The organism is Rhodopseudomonas sp. BR0M22 (genome assembly GCF_010907035.1).
GTDB lineage: Bacteria > Pseudomonadota > Alphaproteobacteria > Rhizobiales > Xanthobacteraceae > Rhodopseudomonas.
Genome location: NZ_QUMK01000004.1, coordinates 62563 through 79665 on the forward strand (window position 1 = coordinate 62563; position 17103 = coordinate 79665).

Genomic DNA, 17103 nt, shown 5'->3' on the forward strand with positions numbered 1-17103 from the left:
TGTTGAGTGGCGAGACTCCTTTGATGGACCATTGTCCTGTTGAGAGCTGACTGAAAGAAATGCCAAGCGCTGACCAGGTAAAAGCACTTATTTCGTCCCTTACCGAAGGAGACGAAGGGCATTTCTTTGCCGTTGCTATGCAAATTGCCGCGCATGAGGCCCGGATGGGTCATGGCAAGCTCGCCGAAGAGATTCGCGGCCTGATCGACAAGGCAAAGTCACGGCCCCGCTTCCCCGCTAAAAATACTATCCCGTTGGCTCGGCCTCGGGGAGAAGCCTCTGAGCTGTTGAGCGTCTCCTATCCGAACGTTCGCCTTGCCGACATGGTGCTTGCTCCGGCCACAAAGAATAAGCTGGAAAGAGTGGTCCGCGAACAGCGCGCCATTCAGATGATTCGCGGTAAAGGTCTTGCGCCGCGACGCAAAATGCTTCTCTCGGGAAAGCCGGGCACCGGCAAAACACTCACGGCTTCCGCTCTGGCAGGCGAACTCGGCTTGCCATTATTCGTGGTCCGCCTGGACGGCCTCATTACGAAGTTTATGGGGGAGACAGCCGCGAAGTTGCGGGTTGTCTTCGAAACAGTCGCTCAAACACGCGGCGTATACCTCTTCGACGAATTTGATAGCATCGGACCTGCCCGCGACCTGAGCAACGACGTGGGGGAGATCCGCCGCGTGGTGAACAGCTTCCTGCAGATGGTCGAGCAGGATCAATCCGAGAGCCTCATCGTTGCGGCGACGAACCACGTCGGGATTTTGGATGAAGCCCTGTTTCGACGCTTCGATGACATTATCGAGTATGACCTCCCAGATTCTGCTCGTATTACCGAGACGCTCAAAGCAAGGCTCGCTGGGTTTCATACGACCAAAGACGGATGGCTGAAGCTCGCGAGAATTGCGCGTGGATTAAGTTTTGCTGATATTACCAAGGCATCCGAAGATGCCGTAAAAGAGGCCCTCATCAACGGCGATACGGCCGTAACGCAGGCTCTGGTTGCACAGGCACTTCAAGACCGAAAGACGTCAGTTACCAAAACAGTTAGTTCAAAGAAAAAACGTTAAATTCATAGCATTTTGAGGCGGCATGGCTCGGCACCCTCATCTGTTTGTCCAAGAAAATCCCGATCCTGTAAGGTTCACCAGCCCAAGCTCCGGTCGCCAAGATCCGTTCTCGCTGCCGCCGAGAAACCGCGCCGAGCATGCACGTGCTCTCGCCACAAAGCTTGAAGCGATCGAGGGCACCTTAAAAGAACGTACCGAGGAGCAGAGGGCATTCGGGTTGGACGAAGGCTTCGGAATTTACCTGACGTTCCAGAGCGAACCGAATTTCGAATTGAAGTTCGAAAGCCTCGATGTTTCCAAAAGCGGTATTGAGCTTTGCAATCTCAAACTGACAGCCGACAATCGCGTCCAGGCGACCGTCTATGTGCCCGACGGCAAGCTCGACCTATTCCTCAAAAAGATAAAAGCTTACCGCGATAAGATGACCACTCCCAGGGTGGAAGGCGGACCCACGCGGCCCAAAAATCAGGATCTGGTTGAGAGCATCGCCGATATCCAACTGGCTGCCCTTGAGGCTCTCTGGACAGAACCCGAAATTCCCTTTCCTCAAACTGACCAGCCATTAACCTGGGAAGTTTGGCTGCGGCGCTCCAAAGCCTTCGACCAGCTTGAGCGGCTGCGAGAACATGCTCCCAAGTTTGATCTCGTCGTTGGTAGCCAGAGCGTATCCTTCGTTGATCGGAAAATCGTTCTGGTCACAGGGACTGCTGCCAACCTATCGCGCTCAATCGAAATCCTTGGGATGATAGCGGAGCTGCGACAGCCAAAAGCTACGGCGGCTTTCTTCGCGGAAATGACCGGTAGCGAACAGACTGAAGCCATACAGGCCTTCGTCGCCCGTCTTACACCCGCAGCGGCGAACGCTCCATATGTGTGCATTTTCGATTCCGGTGTCGATCATGGACATCCGCTTCTGACTACCGTCGCCGCCGAAGCGGACATGCACAGCTACAAACCTGCATGGGGCAAGAACGACTGGCAAGATCACGGCACACCAATGGCTGCCCTCGCCGCATTCGGCGATCTCACCGACGCCTTTTCGGGCGGAGGTCCGGTTTCGACGACGCACCGGCTTGAGTCCGTAAAAATCGTTCAACAGGCCGACCCGCACGACCCCGAGCTATATGGCGCGGTAACACAAGAAAGCGCGTATCGTGTCGAGGTCATACCCGAGCGTCAGCGCGTGTTCTGCATGGCAGTGACCGCCACCGATAGCCGGGATCGGGGCAAGCCATCGTCATGGTCCGCAGCCGTGGACTCGCTCGCACGCGGCGATGACGATGCTAGCGGACGGCTCATTATCCTGTCGGGCGGTAATACAAATCCGCACAATCGCCATCTGTATCCGGATTCAAACATGACTGACGGCATCCACGATCCCGCACAGTCCTGGAACGCCCTGACCGTGGGAGGCTACACCACCAAGGCGCAGATTGACGCGACCAAGTATCCCGGCTGGACGCCCCTCGCTCCTAGCGGCAACCTCTCACCGTCTAGCTGCACGTCGATGACGTGGGAAAAATGGCCCATCAAGCCAGACCTGGTGATGGAAGCCGGGAATATGGGGCGCAATCCGGAATTCCAGGAGCCCGATTATATCGACCCAAATTTGCAGCTCATCAGTGCTAGCAAAAACCGTTCTATCGGACGCTCGCTTACAAGCTTCGGCGACACTAGTGCAGCCACAGCGCTCGCTTCACGCTTCGCTGCTATGGTCTGGGCAAAATATCCAGATCTGACGCCCGAGACCGTCCGCGCTCTGATGGTGCACTCAGCCGACTGGACGCCTGAAATGCTGGCCTCCTCAACCGAGAACGGCCAAATCGATTTGAAGAAGCTGGTTCGCTGTTACGGACACGGTGTTCCCGATACGCGGAGACTTCTTTCCAGCCTCGATAATTCTCTGACGCTGATCGTTCAAAGCAGCCTTCAGCCGTTCTTCAAAGACGAGGAAGACCAGCAAAAGCGTGTAAAAACGCGAGAAATGCGCTTACACGCGCTGCCATGGCCGACAGCCGAACTCGCCGCCCTCGAAAACACCGAGGTCACTATGCGTGTGACGCTATCTTACTTCGTTGAACCGAGCCCCGGAGCCCGCGGCTGGACGCCTAAATATGGCTATCAGTCTCACGGCTTGCGATTTGCGGTGCGCAAGCCGCTCGAAGCCGTGCCCGTATTTGCACAGCGGATCAACCGGGCGGCGCGTGAAGAGGATTATGAATCTGCCGGTCTGGGCGATCCGGGGTGGCGGTTCGGTTATGCCAACCGCTCACTCACGTCCATAGGGTCGCTGCATTGCGATACATGGCGAGGCCGCGCGGTCGATCTCGCCTCGCGTGGACACATCGCCGTTTACCCGACAATGGGCTGGTGGAACAAACGGCCTCAGCTTGAGGGCTGGAAAAAATCAGCCAGATACTCGCTCATAGTCACCATTGAAACGCCGAACGTGGAGACGGATATCTACACGCCCGTAGCCACCAAGATAGGCATCCCGGTCGAGATAGAGATATAGAAATCATCGCGAGAAGGAAACTCACAGCCTTCCTGCCAGTTATCTCAAGGCTTCTTTCCCACCTTCAAGAATCTCGCTCACGCGCTCCGTGTTGATCGCCGCGGCTTCTGCCCCCAACCGGCGCCCAACATTGCCCCCGCTTGATCTGCATTAAGTGCCGGGATTCATTTCGAATTGAAGAAGGAAGCCGGGCGAGTGTTGGAAGCCGAAAGGGGCAATGTTCGGGGCCGCGACACATGCGATAAGCGAGCGAGATTTGCGACAACTATTAGGTCCGCTTCTGGCCCATAGCGGCCATTAGGCGGTGTCGACCCTGTTGGCCACCGCTTCTCCGGTCGGCTCACCGCCGCTCCACGATCTTCTTGATATTCCCCAGCCCCAGCTCCGCCTCCGCGCTCATCCGCTCGACCATCTCCGCGGTCGGCGGTTTCGGCCTCGCCGGATTGCGCAGGATGCGGGTGAAGCGGGTGCCGCCGGCTACGGCTTCGAACGTGTAGTGCACCACCACCGGGCCCATGAAGCTGGTGGTGGTCACGCCGATCCACAGCGTCGGGCGGTCGCAGGCGATCACCAGCCAGTCGAGGTCCACCGGTCCGGTACGTGTCGACCAGTGCTCGTGGAAGGTGGCGCCGAACCCCATCGGGCGGTCATCGCACTCCAGGGCATGGGAGGAGGGCAGCCATTCCGGCCACGACTTCGGGTTGGTGACGTAGTCGAACACGGCTTCGGGCTGGGCTGCGATCACCACCGCGTGGCGGATTTCAAACGGGAACGTCGCGGCGGGGGCGGGAGCATCGGCCATCGGTTTCTCTCGTTTGGCGAGTTGAGCGGCGGCCGTGGTGGTCGCCGCTGCGGGCGGGGCTTGGAGCGTGCCCGGCCGCGCAGCTCAATTCTTGCGCGAATCCGTCGGTTCCGTTCTGTTTCGGGACGTTTCCGGTGTGTCTGCGTGGCAAAAAGGCCACGACGACGTGCAATTGCGGACCTTTCGCGTAAAAAACAATACCGCTATCTGAACGCCTCCCGCAAAATCCCGACCAATTAGCTCGGCCTACGAGCAAACGGTTTCCAGACCAGATTATTTCGGGGTGCGGCGTGCGATTGAAAGCGACAGGGGTGGGCGCTGTGGCGGCGATGCTGTTCGCCGCGTCGGGCGCATCAGCGCAAGAGGCGAAACCAACGCCGGCGGCGATGGTGCAGCAGGGCTATGATGCGCTGTTCAACCAGATGTATCAGCAGCCCGCGAATCTCGATGTCAGCTTCAAATTCGCCCATGCGGCGGTCGAGCGCGGCGACTACGAGGCGGCGATCGGCGCGCTGGAGCGGATGCTGTTCTTCAATCCCGATCTGCCGCGCGTGAAACTCGAACTCGGCGTGCTGTACTTCAAGCTCGCCTCCTACGAGATCGCGCGCGGCTATCTGGCCGATGCGATCAAGGGCGGCAACGTGCCGGACGACATCCGCGCCCAGGTGATGGCGTATCTGGCCGAGATCGACCGCCGGCTGTCCAAGCACGAATACAGCGTGTTCATGCACGGCGGCATGCGCTATCAGACCAACGCCAATATCGGGCCGAATTCGCTGCAGGTGCGCGCGCTCGGCCAGGACGCGATCCTCGATCCGCGGTTCGGCCGCAAGCCGGATTGGAACGCGTTCCAGACCATCACCGCGGCCTACGCCTACAAGCTCAATCTGCGCGGCGACGCGATCGAGACCACTTTCCTCGGCTACAATTCACGGCAGTTCACGCAGAGCCAGTTCAACCTCGGTCTGCTCGAAGGCACCATCGGCCACCGCGTCGGGATCGGCCAGAACGCCTCGTTCAAATACTACGCGATCGGCGACAAGGTCTGGCTCGGCGATTACAGCTATTTTGGCGCGTTCGGCGGCGGTCTGTCGGCGCGCTCGACGATCGGCGACAACGGCCTGATCGAAGGCTATGTCGAGACCCGGCATCGCAAGTTCACCGACTCCACCTACTATCCGACGGCGGGCACCCAGACCGGCGACCTGACGACCGCGGCGATCACCACCGACTTCAGGTTCGGACCGGTGCATTGGACGACGCGCGGCGGCTACGACGTCAACAAGGCGGTCGCCGATTACAACAGCTACAAGCGCTATTCGATCGACATGGCGTTTCCGGTCCAATTCGTCGTGCCGGTGTTCGGCCAGCCGCATCAATTCGTGGTGGCGCCGACGGTCGGCTACAGCCGCTCGACCTACGATGCGCCGAACCTCATCGTCGATCCGACCACGGCGCGGCGCGAGGACGAGTATCGCTACGGCGCCATTCTCGATGCGCAGATCGCCGGCCATGTCGGACTGCGCACCCAGGTGCTGTACACCAAGATCGACTCCAACCTGCCGAACTATCGCACCAACAACCTGTCGGCCTCGATGGGGCCGACGGTGCGTTTCTGAGGAGGCTCGCGATGCGTTTGTCGGGATGGATGATCGGGGCCGGTGTGGTGATCGCGGCCGGGAGCATGGCGAGCGTCGCGGTGGCGCAGGAAGTCGGCAAGGCCTCGGCGGTGAACCCCGCTGCGACGGCGAACTTGCGGACGATTTCGATCGGGCAGTCGATCGCCCACAAGGAGCGGATCAAGACCACCGACAAGGGCTCGGTGCAGATCCTGTTCATCGACAAGACCTCGATGACGGTCGGGCCGAACAGCGATCTGACGATCGACGAATACGTCTATGATCCGAACGCCGGCACCGGCAAGCTGGCGGCGCGGCTCGGCAAGGGCGCGCTGCGCTTCGTCGGTGGCCAGATCAGCCACACCGGCGATGCCGAGATCAAAACCGCCTCGGCGACCGTCGGCATCCGCGGCGGCGTGGCGATGATCGGGCCCGGCTTCGTGTTCGCCGGCTATGGCTCCTCGACAGTGACGACACAGGGCGGCACGGTGACGCTCGGCGCCGGCGAATTCACCCAGACGCCGGGCGGCGGCCAGCCGCCGTCACCGCCGGCTCCGCCGCCGCCGAACTTCGTGCAGAGCCTGATCCAGTCGTTCCAAAGCGCGCCCGGCCAGAGTGGCGGCGCCGGGCAGGGCACTGCGTCTCGCGGCAACGTGCAGCGCGCCGAAGCGCGGGCCACGGGGAGCCCGAACGGCGCGGTCGCGGGCTCGCTCACCCCGCAGCCCCCGCCGACGCCGCTGCCGGCGATCAACCAGGTCGCCTCGTCGCTCAACCAGACGATCCAGACTTCCACGCAGCAGGCCGCGGTGCAGAGAGTGGAGGCCAGGGATACGTCGTTGTTCGGCTTCGTCGGCGGACTGATGACGGCTTGGCTGACATCGGGCAGCGGCAATCTGTACAGCAACTCATCGGTGGGCCGCTACACCGGAACCGCGGAGATCGGAATCGACAGTGTCAGGGGACGGGTGCAGGCGAATTTCGACGGCACCGTGTCGCACGATCAACAAGGCCAGTACCTGCCGGGATCTTTCAACTATCAGTTCGGATTCCTGGATCCGAAGGAAGACTCGCAGAGCGGCTTCTATGATTCGTCGAACTTCGTTGCGGGGCCGGCAATCCGGAGGAACGGTGAGATCGTATCCAGGATCGATGGAGCGCCGATCACCAACCAAACCGGCGTGATGGTCACGATGTCACGCGACATGGCGCAGTACTACGTTTCGCTTTACGGCATGGGCAGCGTGACGCCGTGCGACTGCGACTACACCAAGTGGGGATTCTGGAGCAGCACCAGCGACCAGGGCCCGTACAAGGATCTTGCGCAGGGCTTCTGGGTCGCCGGCCGCCCGACGACCGCGGGTGAGGTGCCTTTGAGCGGTCAGGCGACCTATGCGGGGCACGTCGCGGCTGCGATCCAGAATGCGGGCAGCATCTATTACGCCGCCGGTGCCTTCAGCAACACGGTGAATTTCGCGACGCGTACAGGGCAGGTGTCTGTCACGGGCCTCGACGGCACGAATTACGCCGGGCAGGTGTACCTGACCCAAGGCTCGACCGCGTTCGGTGGCTCGCTTGCCGGCAATGTCGGGGGCCGAAACATGGCGCTCGAAGGCGCGTTCTTCCGCGGCGTCGCCAGTCCGGTCGGCGAGATGGGCGGCAACGTGTCGATCAGCGGTCCCAGCTATCTCGGCGCGGGCATCTTCGCCGCCAAGATGCAGTGATCGTAGCTTCGCTCGGCAGCGGTCACATGTGAGACGGCGGTCCGGCGTGGGTGCCGATCGACGCCGACTGTTGATCGTGGCGACCGAAGCTCGGTGGGACATAGCGGGCCGTCGACCGCGCGCTCTGCTGCGATGCCGGATCTGTGACCTCGACCGATACTTCCATCGACTGGTCGGATACAGGGCCGGGACGGACGACAGCCGGGCGATGGCCGAGGACCCGTTGTGCGGCGGCGGTCGAAACAGCGCTTCGGCGCTGAGACGTCAACGGCGCCGAGGCGGCGAGCGCATTGACGCCGGCCAGCGCCGCTTCATCGGCGAGGCGTTGCAGCGGCGGATCGTTGCGATGCAGTAACGGCGCGGCGAAGACGGCGCCGACACCCACCGGAACAGCGAGCAGCAGCGCCAGCGGCGCGGTCAGCCGTGGAGAGGAGCGGTACGGTCTCATGGCCTGATCCTCCCTGGTACGCCGGCGACCGGCGTCCTCCCGGTTCGCTCTGCGATCTGCTAACGTCGGGCCGATGCGTCAGTTCCATGATCCTAGCGTCGGTCTTCGGCGCCCCTGCGCCCGGCTCATTGCCGGGTGTGCACCTCTCGGCGGCCTTCGGCTTTGCGAGCAGGCTCGATCATGCGCGTGCTGAGCGGCGCGGCACATCCGCTGCTGATCCGTCTGGCGCGCGGTTTCGTGCGGCTGAGGTGGCTTGCCCGCGGCAAATACATGCGTGCGGCCTCGGCCGCGTTGCTGATGTTGCTCGCGCTCACCGCCCTGCGGACCTACGAGCCGCGCATCGTCACCGAAACCAAGGAGCGCGTGTTCGACGCCTATCAGCGGCTGAAGCCGCGGCAGCCGGCGGAGGACCTGCCGGTCCGGATCGTCGACATCGACGAGGCCTCGCTCGCCACCTTCGGGCAATGGCCGTGGCCGCGGACGCGGCTGGCGGCACTCACCAAGCGGCTCGCCGAACTCGGCGCCGGGGTGATCGCCTACGACATCATCTTTTCGGAGCCGGACCGCACCACGCCGGAGCGGCTGGCCGCCGATCTCGCAGGCTCCGATCTGCCGGACCGCGACCGTGCGTTGGCTCTCCTCAAGAGCCTGCCCGATCATGATACGAGCTTCGCTGATGCGATGCGGCAGACCCCGGCGGTGCTCGGGTTTGCCGCGACGCGGCGCGCCAACGATACAAGGCCGGCGGTGAAGACCGGGCTGGCCTTCGTCGGTATCACGCCGACCAAGGTGCTGCCGCCGTTTCACGGCGCGGTGGCGAATCTGCCGCTGCTGGAAGAGGCCGCGTCCGGCGTCGGCGCGATCAACCTGTCGGCGCGCGACCGCGGCGGCGTGGTGCGGCGGCTGCCGATGCTGATGTCGGACGGCGATCGAGTTTATCCTGGCCTCGCGGTCGAAGCGTTGCGTGTGGCGCAGGGCCAGAAGGGCGTCATCATCCGCGGCACCGGCGCTTCCGGCGACGACGACACCGGCCACGCTGCCCTGGTCGACATGCGGGTCGGCCAGTTCAAGCTGCCGCTGACCGACGACGGCGAGGCCTGGCTGTACTACACCCGCGACGATCCCGCTCGCTACGTCTCGGCCAAGGACGTGCTCGACCCGGCGCAGACCGACCGGATGCGCGATCGGCTCGAAGGCACGATCGTGCTGGTCGGCGCCACCGCCTCCGGGCTGGTCGATGCCCGCGCCACCGCGATCGGGCAGGTGATGCCCGGCGTCGCCATTCAGGCGCAGATGATCGAGCAGGTGGTGTCGCAGGAATTCCTCGAACGACCCGACTGGGCGCGCGGCTTCGAGATCGTGATGACGCTGCTGCTCGGCTCGCTGGTTGCGGCGCTGGTGCTGCTCGCCGGCGCGCGGTTCTCGCTGGTCGCTTGCGGGCTGGTGTTCGTCGGCGCGATCGGTGGCTCGTGGATCGCGTTCTCGCAGTTCCGGCTGCTGATCGATCCGGTGTATCCGTCGCTGGCGACGCTGTTGACCTACATCGCGGTCGAGCGCGTTCTGCACACCGCTTCCGACCGCGAGAAGAAGTTCGTTCGCCAGGCGTTCGGGCAGTATCTGGCCCCGGATCTGCTCGCGCAGCTCGAACGTGCGCCCGACGGGCTGCGGCTCGGCGGCGAGCAGCGCGAACTCAGCGTGATGTTCATGGATGTGCGCGGCTTCACCCCGATCTCGGAGGCGCTGAGCGCGACCGAGCTGGTCGATTTCATCAACACGCTGCTGTCGCCGCTGTCGGACGCGATCCAGGACGAGCTCGGCACCATCGACAAGTACATCGGCGACTCGATCATGGCGTTCTGGAATGCGCCGGTCGATGTGCCGGATCACGCCGCGCGCGCCTGCCGCGCCGCGCTACGGATGCGCAGCGTGGTCGAGCAGCTCAACGACGCCGACGCGTTCGGCTTCGCCGCGCGCGGGCTCGCCGATCCGGTGGTGCGGATCGGCATCGGCCTCAACACCGGCATCGCCTGTGTCGGCAACATGGGCTCTGCGAGGCGCTTCAACTATTCGGCGATGGGCGACGTCGTCAACGTCGCGGCCCGGATCGAGAGCGCGTCGAAAGAGTTCGGCACGGATCTGTTGGTGTCCGAAGAGGTCGCGCGCGCTGCGCCGCGGATCGCGCTGCTCGAGGCCGGCGAGATCATGCTGAAGGGCAAGTCACGGCCGACCCGGCTGTATGCGCTCGCCGGCGACGAGACCTATGCGGCGACCGAGCGTTTCGCCGAATTGCAGCGGCTGCATCGTGGCCTGCTCGATGCGCTGGAAGCGGGAGATGCGATGCGCGCGGCGACGATGCTGTCGGCGTGCCGTGCCGACGCGCCGCCGGCGCTGGCCGGCCTGTATGATCACTTCACCGCGCACGTGGCGAGGCTCACGGGCGTTCCACGGCCGCAGCTCGATCGCGCGGGAAGTTAATCGAGCGAATTACTCCGCCGCCGGGCTGAACGAGATCTGCTGACGGATCGGGTCGGCGCAGGGCAGGGTGAAGCGGAACAGCGTGCCGCCGCCCGGCGCCGGCTCGGCCTTGATCGAGCCGCCATGCGCCTGGATGATGGTCTGCGAGATCGACAGGCCTACTCCCATGCCGTCGGCTTTGGTGGTCGCGAACGGCTGGAAGATCCGCTCGGCGATCAGCGCGTCGAGGCCCGGACCGGTGTCGGCGACTACCACTTCGACCATGTCGTCCTCGACCGGCCGGCTGCCGATTGTGAGCTTGCGATCAGGTTGTTCGCGCATCGCCTCGAAGGCGTTGCGTATCAAATTGAGGAACACCTGCTGCACCTGCACCTTGTCGACCAGCACGCGGTCGAATGCCGGATCGAGCGCCAGCGCGACGTCGACCGGACGGTCGCGGGTCAGCACCGAGCCGAGGGCGAGGGCGTCTTCGGCGATCGCGCGCAGGCTCTCGATGGTCTTGTCGGTCTCGCCGCGGCCGACGAATTGGCGCAACCGTTGGATCACCGCGCCGGCGCGCAGCGTCTGCTGCGCGGCTTTGTCGAGCGCGGTGCTGATCTTGGTCTTGTCGGGATGATTGCTGGCCTCGATCAGCCGGCGCGAGCCCTGCACGTAGTTGGTGACGGCTGCGAGCGGCTGGTTGAGTTCGTGCGCCAGTGCGCTCGACATCTCGCCCATGGTGCTGAGCCGAGCCACCCGCAACAACTCCGCCTGCAGCGCCTGCAGCCGCTGGTCGGCCTCCTGCTGCCGCGCCACCGCGCGCTGATGCTCGAGCAGGAACGCCGCAATCGCCGCGCTGCCGACCGCGAGGATCAGCAGGCAGGCTGTAATCAGCGCGGCGGCGAGACTTTCCCGGTCGTGGCGCGACAGGCGCTGGATCAGGAGCCCCTGCTCGGTGCGGGTCAGCACGCCAAGGCTGGTTTCGATCCGGTCGGTGAGGCGATCGACCCGTGCCTGCTCCAGGATGTCCAGCGCCTCGCGCATTCGCTCCGGCCCCAGCTCCACCACGCGGCCGAGCTGTGCCATGCGCATGTCGGTGAGCAGCCGCAATTCGTCGAGATGAGCGATCTGTTGCGGATTGTCGGCCAGCACTGCGCGCAGGCTGTCGAGCCGGGAGGCCAGCGCGTCGCGGGCGTGACTGTAGCTGTCGCGATAGGTCTGGACACCGGTCAGCAGGTAGCCGCGTTCGCTGGTCTCGGCTTCCAGCACGGCCTGCTGAATCGAGGCGATCGCCAGCAGCGCTTCGTTGGTCTGCTGCACCCAGGAGAAGCTGTCACGTAGCCGCATCAGGTTCAGCACAAGCGCGCCGGCGATGACGATGAACAGCAGCAGGGTGGCGCCCAGCAGCCAAGGGCCGAGTAAGCTAGTTGATAATGATTTTCGCGACATCGCCACTCACGCACACACGACCCGAATACCCTAGAGCAAATCCGTTGCGCTTTGAATCGCATCAAACTCGTAGATTTGATCTAGTTTGGCATGAGTGGTGCACGAAATGGTGCTGTTGCGCCGGTCAGTTAGACGAAAGGCGAGTGCGGTGCACAGCGATTGCGCCGTGCCGCAAACGATTTGCGGCAGGGAACCTACAGCTTGCGGCTGACGGGGAACGCTCCGCGCACCTACCCCGAGTGCGAAACCTGTCGCTTGAACGGCGGGAGACAGAGCCTGGATCTTGGCCGCTACGTCCGGCCTCAGCGCGCTGCCACGGCAGGTCGGGCATAATTCGGCGGTCAGGACAGCTTCAATTCACCCGAATATCTGCTGTCCGCGATGCTCGTCGATTTCGGCATGGCGCAGCGAGGTTGCGGGCGTGCCGGCGATCTGCCTTCGGGTTGCCGCACCCCAGAACCGCCAATGCGAGCGGTTCTCGATAATTGATTGGGATCAATTCGCAACGTCGTGCTGCTTCTTATAGTCATCTCCAGAATCGGAGGTTTCCGTTGTGAATTTCAGACCCGACAGCAGTCATTTTGAGCTCGCCGAGATCGAGCCGATCGATTTCAATCGTTTGGGCCGGCAGTCGAAACCGTCTCGTGAAGGCGATATGCTGCAGTCGGTCGGGCTGCGGCCGACGGCGCAGCGGCTGCTTCTGACCCGCCTGCTGTTCGGTGGCGGCGATCGGCATGTGACGGCAGAGATCCTGTACGAAGAGGCGAGCCGGTCGAGCGCTCAGATCTCGCTCGCGACGGTCTACAACACGCTGAATCATTTTGCCGAGCTCGGCTTGGTGCGCCGGGTCAGTGTCGACGGCAGCAAGACCTATTTCGATACCAACGTTTCCGATCACCATCACTTTTATCTCGAGGCGAAGCACGAGCTGATCGACGTACCGGTCAGTCACGTCGCGATAGGTGCCTTGCCCGCCATCCCTGAAGGCTACGAAATCAGCCGGGTCGACATGGTGGTGCGGTTGCGGCGCAAGTCCCGCGAGTAAATCTCGCGGTCGAAGCGCGAACGGCGAATCGGCGGCGTCAATCGCAGAAGCTGCATCGCGGCAAAATTCAACCATCCTAATTCGTGGGCTCTTTGCGGTTCTGCGGAGGGTTCCGCCTGCTGTTTGCAGCGGCACCAACCCAGGGCTATGAGAGAGCCGGTGGGACAATGAATCGCACCATTCCGCTTCCGGCTTTGTGACCATGTCACTGCATGGTCAGGTTGGATGTGCGAATCTGCGACCATGGAAACGCTTCACCGGCATGGGCGAAGTTGTCGGTCGTCGCAGCAGCGCTTTGCGGACGACCCATCCGATCGGAAAGGGATTTGCTAAGATGAAACTGAAAATCGCTACTATCGTCGGGCTGGCCGTTGCGTTCAGCGGCGTCGCGGTTGCTCAGACCGACGTGATCGCGCAGCGCAAGGCGATCCTGAAGCAGGTGGGCGAGGCCACCAAGCCGATCGCCGCGATGATGAAGGGCGAGGCGCCGTTCGATCAGGCGGTGGTGCAGAAGTCGCTCGGCTTGATCGCCGACGATGCGAAGAAGCTTCCGGCGCTGTTCCCGGCCGATTCTAAGACCGGCGGCGACACCGCCGCGCTGCCGAAGATCTGGGAAGACAAGGCGAAGTTCGAGGACCTGTTCGCCAAGCTCGCAGCGGCCGCGACCGCCGCGCAGGGCACGATCAAGGATCAGGCCTCGCTGAAGGCGAACATGGGCAGCGTGTTCGGCGCCTGTAAGTCGTGCCACGACGATTTCCGCGCCAAGAAGAGCTGACGGAATGAAGGAAGCGAGCGTCGTCGCCTGGGACGGGCCCACGCGCGTCTTCAAGTGGGCGCTCGTCTTCGTGGTGGTCGACGGCTGGATCAGCAACAAGTATGGCGGGGGCTTCCCCGCCTGGCACAAGCTGAACGGCTACACCGCGCTGGTGCTGATCGTGTTTCGAATCCTGTGGGGCTTCGTCGGCGGTTCGACCGCGCGGTTCGGCAGCTTTGTCGCGATGCCGGGCAAGGTGATGGCCTATCTCGCCGACAAGAAGAAGTTCCTTGGGCACAATCCGCTCGGCGGCTGGATGGTGGTGGCGTTGCTGGCGCTGGTGCTGGCAATGGCGACCACGGGCCTGTTCTCGGGCGACGAGGATCGCCTGATCATCGACGGGCCGCTCGCTAAGACTGTGTCTGACGCAACGGTCGAGTCCGCTGCGCTCTGGCACCGGCGGATCTTCACCGCGATCGAGCTGTTCGTTCTGGTCCATATCGCGGCCAACGTGATCTATGCCCTGACCAGCCGCGAGCCGCTGATCCGGGCGATGATCACCGGCCGCAAGCCAGCGGAAGACTATGCCGACATGCCGGCGGCCGAGCCGGGTCCATGGGGCAGGGCGCTGGCCTGTCTAGCCGTCGCGGCCTTCATCGTGCTGGCGCCGATCTACATCGTCGGCGGCAGACTTCTGTAAACGCGAGGGCCGGCTTGCTTCGCTGCGGCCGGCCTTCGGATCTCGATCGATCTCGATTTCAGCGAACCGGCGCCCGCCATGGCGGGCGAGCGCCGGCGCATGCCCTCAGAAGGTGTGGACGAGACGGGCGGTGAAGTTGCGGCCCGGCTCCAGCAGCGGGTTGTACATCGACTGCGGATACGACCTGTTCACATAGGTCGCTGCGCTGACGTAGGACGTGTCGAAGATGTTCTGCAGGCTGAGATGCACCTTGGTGTCGCCAAGGCGCGGCGAAATCAGAATGCCGAGATCGAGCGACGCGTAGATGCTCGGCACCGCGTAGCCGCCGGTCGGGTACTCCTCGGTGGGGCTGATGCGGGTCTTTGCTCCCGCCCAGTCGACCGCCGCCGCCAGCGAATAGCCGGAGCCGAGCGGAGCGTATTGCACGCCGAACCGTCCCTTCCACGGCGCGATGAACGGCAGCGGCGTGTCGGTGTCGGTGTTGGTCGCCTGCAGCCAGGCGGCGTTGCCGTAGAGGTTGAACGACGGCGTCGCCTGCCAGCGCCATTCGGCCTCGACGCCGTTCACCGTGGCGTGGCCGACGTTCTGACGCTGGGTCATCGAGGAGCCGTTGTAATTGACGAATACGGTCTGCAGGAAGTCCGTGTAGTGGCTGTCGAATGCCGTCACCTTGATGGTCGCGGTCGGGAAGTTGAGCTGGAATCCGCCCTCATAGGTGAGGCCGGTCTCAGGCTTGAGTTCGGGATTCGGAATCGTCGTGCCCGAAAACGCGAACAGCTCGGAATTGGTCGGATAACGATACGAGGTGCCGACGGATGCGAGCAGATCGAGCACCGGCGTCAGATGGACGGTCGCGCCGAAGCTGCCGGTCGGCGCGGTTTTGGAGACGTCGGCGTTCTGCCGCAGCACCTGCAGCGCCTTCGCCGAGCTGACCGGAGACAGTTCGGAGGTGGTGTTGAACCAATCGAACCGGCCACCGGCCGACAGCGTCAGCAACTGCATCGGAGTCCATTCGTGCAGCATGAAGGCGCCGACATTGGCCTGGGCATTGTCTGGCGCGGTCTGAGTTTCCGCCGTGGTGGTCGTGGTGGTCGCCGTCTGACGCGTCGACCATGACGTGCTGCCAGGCCGCCATTCCTGGAATCCGTCGATGCCGAACGTGGTCTTCACCAGCCCCCACGGTGCCGGCTCCCACGGGATCACGCCCTGGGCGCGACCGCCGATCACCAGCGGTCCGCCGACATTGCTGACCGAACTCGTCACCACGCCGGCAGTCGCGGTGTTCACCGTCGAGAGCTTGGTGTCGAAGTAATTGGCGTAGAATGAGCCCTCGACGTGCTGCACCAACTGGTCGGTGAAGTCGCCAGAGTAAGACAGCTTCGCCATGTGGACCTTGTTCGGCTGCTGCCGCACTTGCGTGTAGGGCCAGCCCGGAGCGCCGCCGACGCCGCCGGCGCGGCCGTCCTCCTCCCAATAGTCACGCAGCGTCAATTCGAAACGCTGATTGTAGGTCGGCGACCAGCCGAGCCGCAGATTGCCGCCGATGCTCTCGTAGTCGCTGTTGAGCGCCGCGCCGCTCGGCGTCTGATAGTTGCCGCCCTTGCGATAGCTGATGCCGCCGAGCACGTCGAAGCCGAGCCCCGCCGCTTGCGCCCATTCATAGGTGCTGAAGCCGTTGTCGACCGAACTGTAGCCGGCCGAGAAGCCGCCATGCGCGATCCGCCAAGGACCGAACGGATCGACCTTCGGCCGCCGCGTGACGACATTGACGAGGCCGGTCATCGCTTCCGAACCGTACACCACCGAACCGGGGCCGCGGATCACTTCGACGCGCTCGATCTCCTCGGGCGCAAAGTAATTGAGCTGCAGCGTGTTGCGGCCGCGGAAGCGATCGCCGTCGATATACATCGGTGAGCGCCAATTGTTCGACGAGAAACCGCGCAGATAGATCTGGCCGCCGATGCCGCCGGCGCGGGCGATCGACACGCCCGGCACATTCTGGAGAATGTCGAGCAGGCTGGTGGGGCTGGTCTGTTCGATCTGCGCGCGATCGACGACCGTGATGCTCTGCTGCGCCGGATGCGGAATACCAGCCTGCGGCAGTCTGCCGCCCATCGGCTTGAGAGCGCTGTCGTCGGTCGCCGCACCTGACGCAGCAGCTTGCTCGCCCTGCGCCGGCTTCGGTGCTTGTGCCACGTTGCGACGCGAGGCGCGGCCCGCATTCGGACGCGACGCGCGCTGCAGCTTCGCCGCATTGGCCGCTTCCACGCGCACTTCCGGCAAGACGTGCCTTGCGCGCTGCGACGGCACTTCCGCTGTTTGCGCGCGTGCATCGACGCTCGTTATCACGCAGGCCAGCGCGACGCTCAATCCGCACGTCGACGCGAGTAATGCGCGTTTCTTGGTTTCGAGCGTGAATGCTCTTTGAATCATCGGATTAGTCCCCAGCTCACGAACAGTGAGTGGGGTCCTTAACGATTCGTCATCTCGTCGGCCACCATCCCCACGTTAGCGAGTGGGCCGGTTACCACCACG

General features: G+C 63.4%; 12 protein-coding genes. 8 read left to right on the forward strand and 4 right to left on the reverse strand.

Going from position 1 to position 17103, the window contains the following annotated elements:
• The first annotated feature begins 59 nt into the window (after positions 1–59).
• Together DY468_RS02245 and DY468_RS02250 are read left to right on the forward strand one after the other, a co-directional pair.
• The gene (locus DY468_RS02245; protein WP_164601990.1) at positions 60–1061 is read left to right on the forward strand and encodes an AAA family ATPase; all 1002 of its coding nucleotides are present in this window, start codon (positions 60–62) and stop codon (positions 1059–1061) included.
• A 22-nt stretch (positions 1062–1083) separates the two neighbouring features.
• Positions 1084–3576 (forward strand): S8 family peptidase, encoded by a 2493-nt coding sequence (locus tag DY468_RS02250; RefSeq protein ID WP_164601992.1) that lies wholly within the window; start codon positions 1084–1086, stop codon positions 3574–3576.
• 340 nt (positions 3577–3916) lie between these two features.
• Here DY468_RS02250 and DY468_RS02255 read toward each other — a convergent pair whose 3' ends face one another.
• Complete coding sequence (locus tag DY468_RS02255) at positions 3917–4378, reverse strand: SRPBCC family protein (RefSeq protein WP_164601994.1); 462 nt, start codon at positions 4376–4378, stop codon at positions 3917–3919.
• A 290-nt stretch (positions 4379–4668) separates the two neighbouring features.
• Here DY468_RS02255 and DY468_RS02260 point away from each other — a divergent pair, with 290 nt between their 5' ends.
• Positions 4669–5997 (forward strand): tetratricopeptide repeat protein, encoded by a 1329-nt coding sequence (locus tag DY468_RS02260; RefSeq protein WP_164601996.1) that lies wholly within the window; start codon positions 4669–4671, stop codon positions 5995–5997.
• 11 nt (positions 5998–6008) lie between these two features.
• Entirely contained in the window at positions 6009–7718 is a 1710-nt protein-coding gene (locus DY468_RS02265; RefSeq protein WP_164601997.1) for a FecR family protein, read from the forward strand.
• A gap of 22 nt (positions 7719–7740) precedes the next feature.
• Here the strand turns inward: DY468_RS02265 and DY468_RS02270 are convergent, their stop codons facing one another.
• Positions 7741–8166 carry a hypothetical protein gene (locus tag DY468_RS02270; RefSeq protein ID WP_164601998.1) on the reverse strand — a complete coding sequence of 142 codons (426 nt, stop codon included), beginning with the start codon at positions 8164–8166 and terminating at the stop codon, positions 7741–7743.
• A 180-nt stretch (positions 8167–8346) separates the two neighbouring features.
• Between DY468_RS02270 and DY468_RS02275 the strand changes: the two genes are divergently transcribed.
• Positions 8347–10641, forward strand: a complete 2295-nt coding sequence (locus DY468_RS02275; protein ID WP_164601999.1) for a CHASE2 domain-containing protein — start codon at positions 8347–8349, stop codon at positions 10639–10641.
• Positions 10642–10650: 9 nt separating this feature from the next.
• On the opposite strand, the gene DY468_RS02280 is transcribed toward DY468_RS02275, so the two are convergent.
• Positions 10651–12069 (reverse strand): sensor histidine kinase, encoded by a 1419-nt coding sequence (locus tag DY468_RS02280; RefSeq protein WP_164602000.1) that lies wholly within the window; start codon positions 12067–12069, stop codon positions 10651–10653.
• 553 nt (positions 12070–12622) lie between these two features.
• Here DY468_RS02280 and irrA point away from each other — a divergent pair.
• The 3 genes from irrA to DY468_RS02295 all read left to right on the forward strand — a co-directional run bounded on the left by irrA (position 12623) and on the right by DY468_RS02295 (position 14568).
• Positions 12623–13114: an iron response transcriptional regulator IrrA gene (irrA, locus tag DY468_RS02285; protein WP_164602001.1), complete on the forward strand. Its 492-nt coding sequence runs from the start codon at positions 12623–12625 to the stop codon at positions 13112–13114.
• Between the two features lie 334 nt (positions 13115–13448).
• Positions 13449–13889 (forward strand): c-type cytochrome, encoded by a 441-nt coding sequence (locus tag DY468_RS02290; RefSeq protein WP_164602002.1) that lies wholly within the window; start codon positions 13449–13451, stop codon positions 13887–13889.
• Positions 13890–13893: 4 nt separating this feature from the next.
• A complete protein-coding gene (locus tag DY468_RS02295; protein ID WP_164602003.1) occupies positions 13894–14568 on the forward strand; it encodes a cytochrome b/b6 domain-containing protein in 675 nt (224 codons plus the stop codon).
• Positions 14569–14673: 105 nt separating this feature from the next.
• Here DY468_RS02295 and DY468_RS02300 read toward each other — a convergent pair whose 3' ends face one another.
• Entirely contained in the window at positions 14674–16836 is a 2163-nt protein-coding gene (locus DY468_RS02300) for a TonB-dependent receptor (protein WP_349644232.1), read from the reverse strand.
• Between the last annotated feature and the right edge of the window lie 267 nt (positions 16837–17103).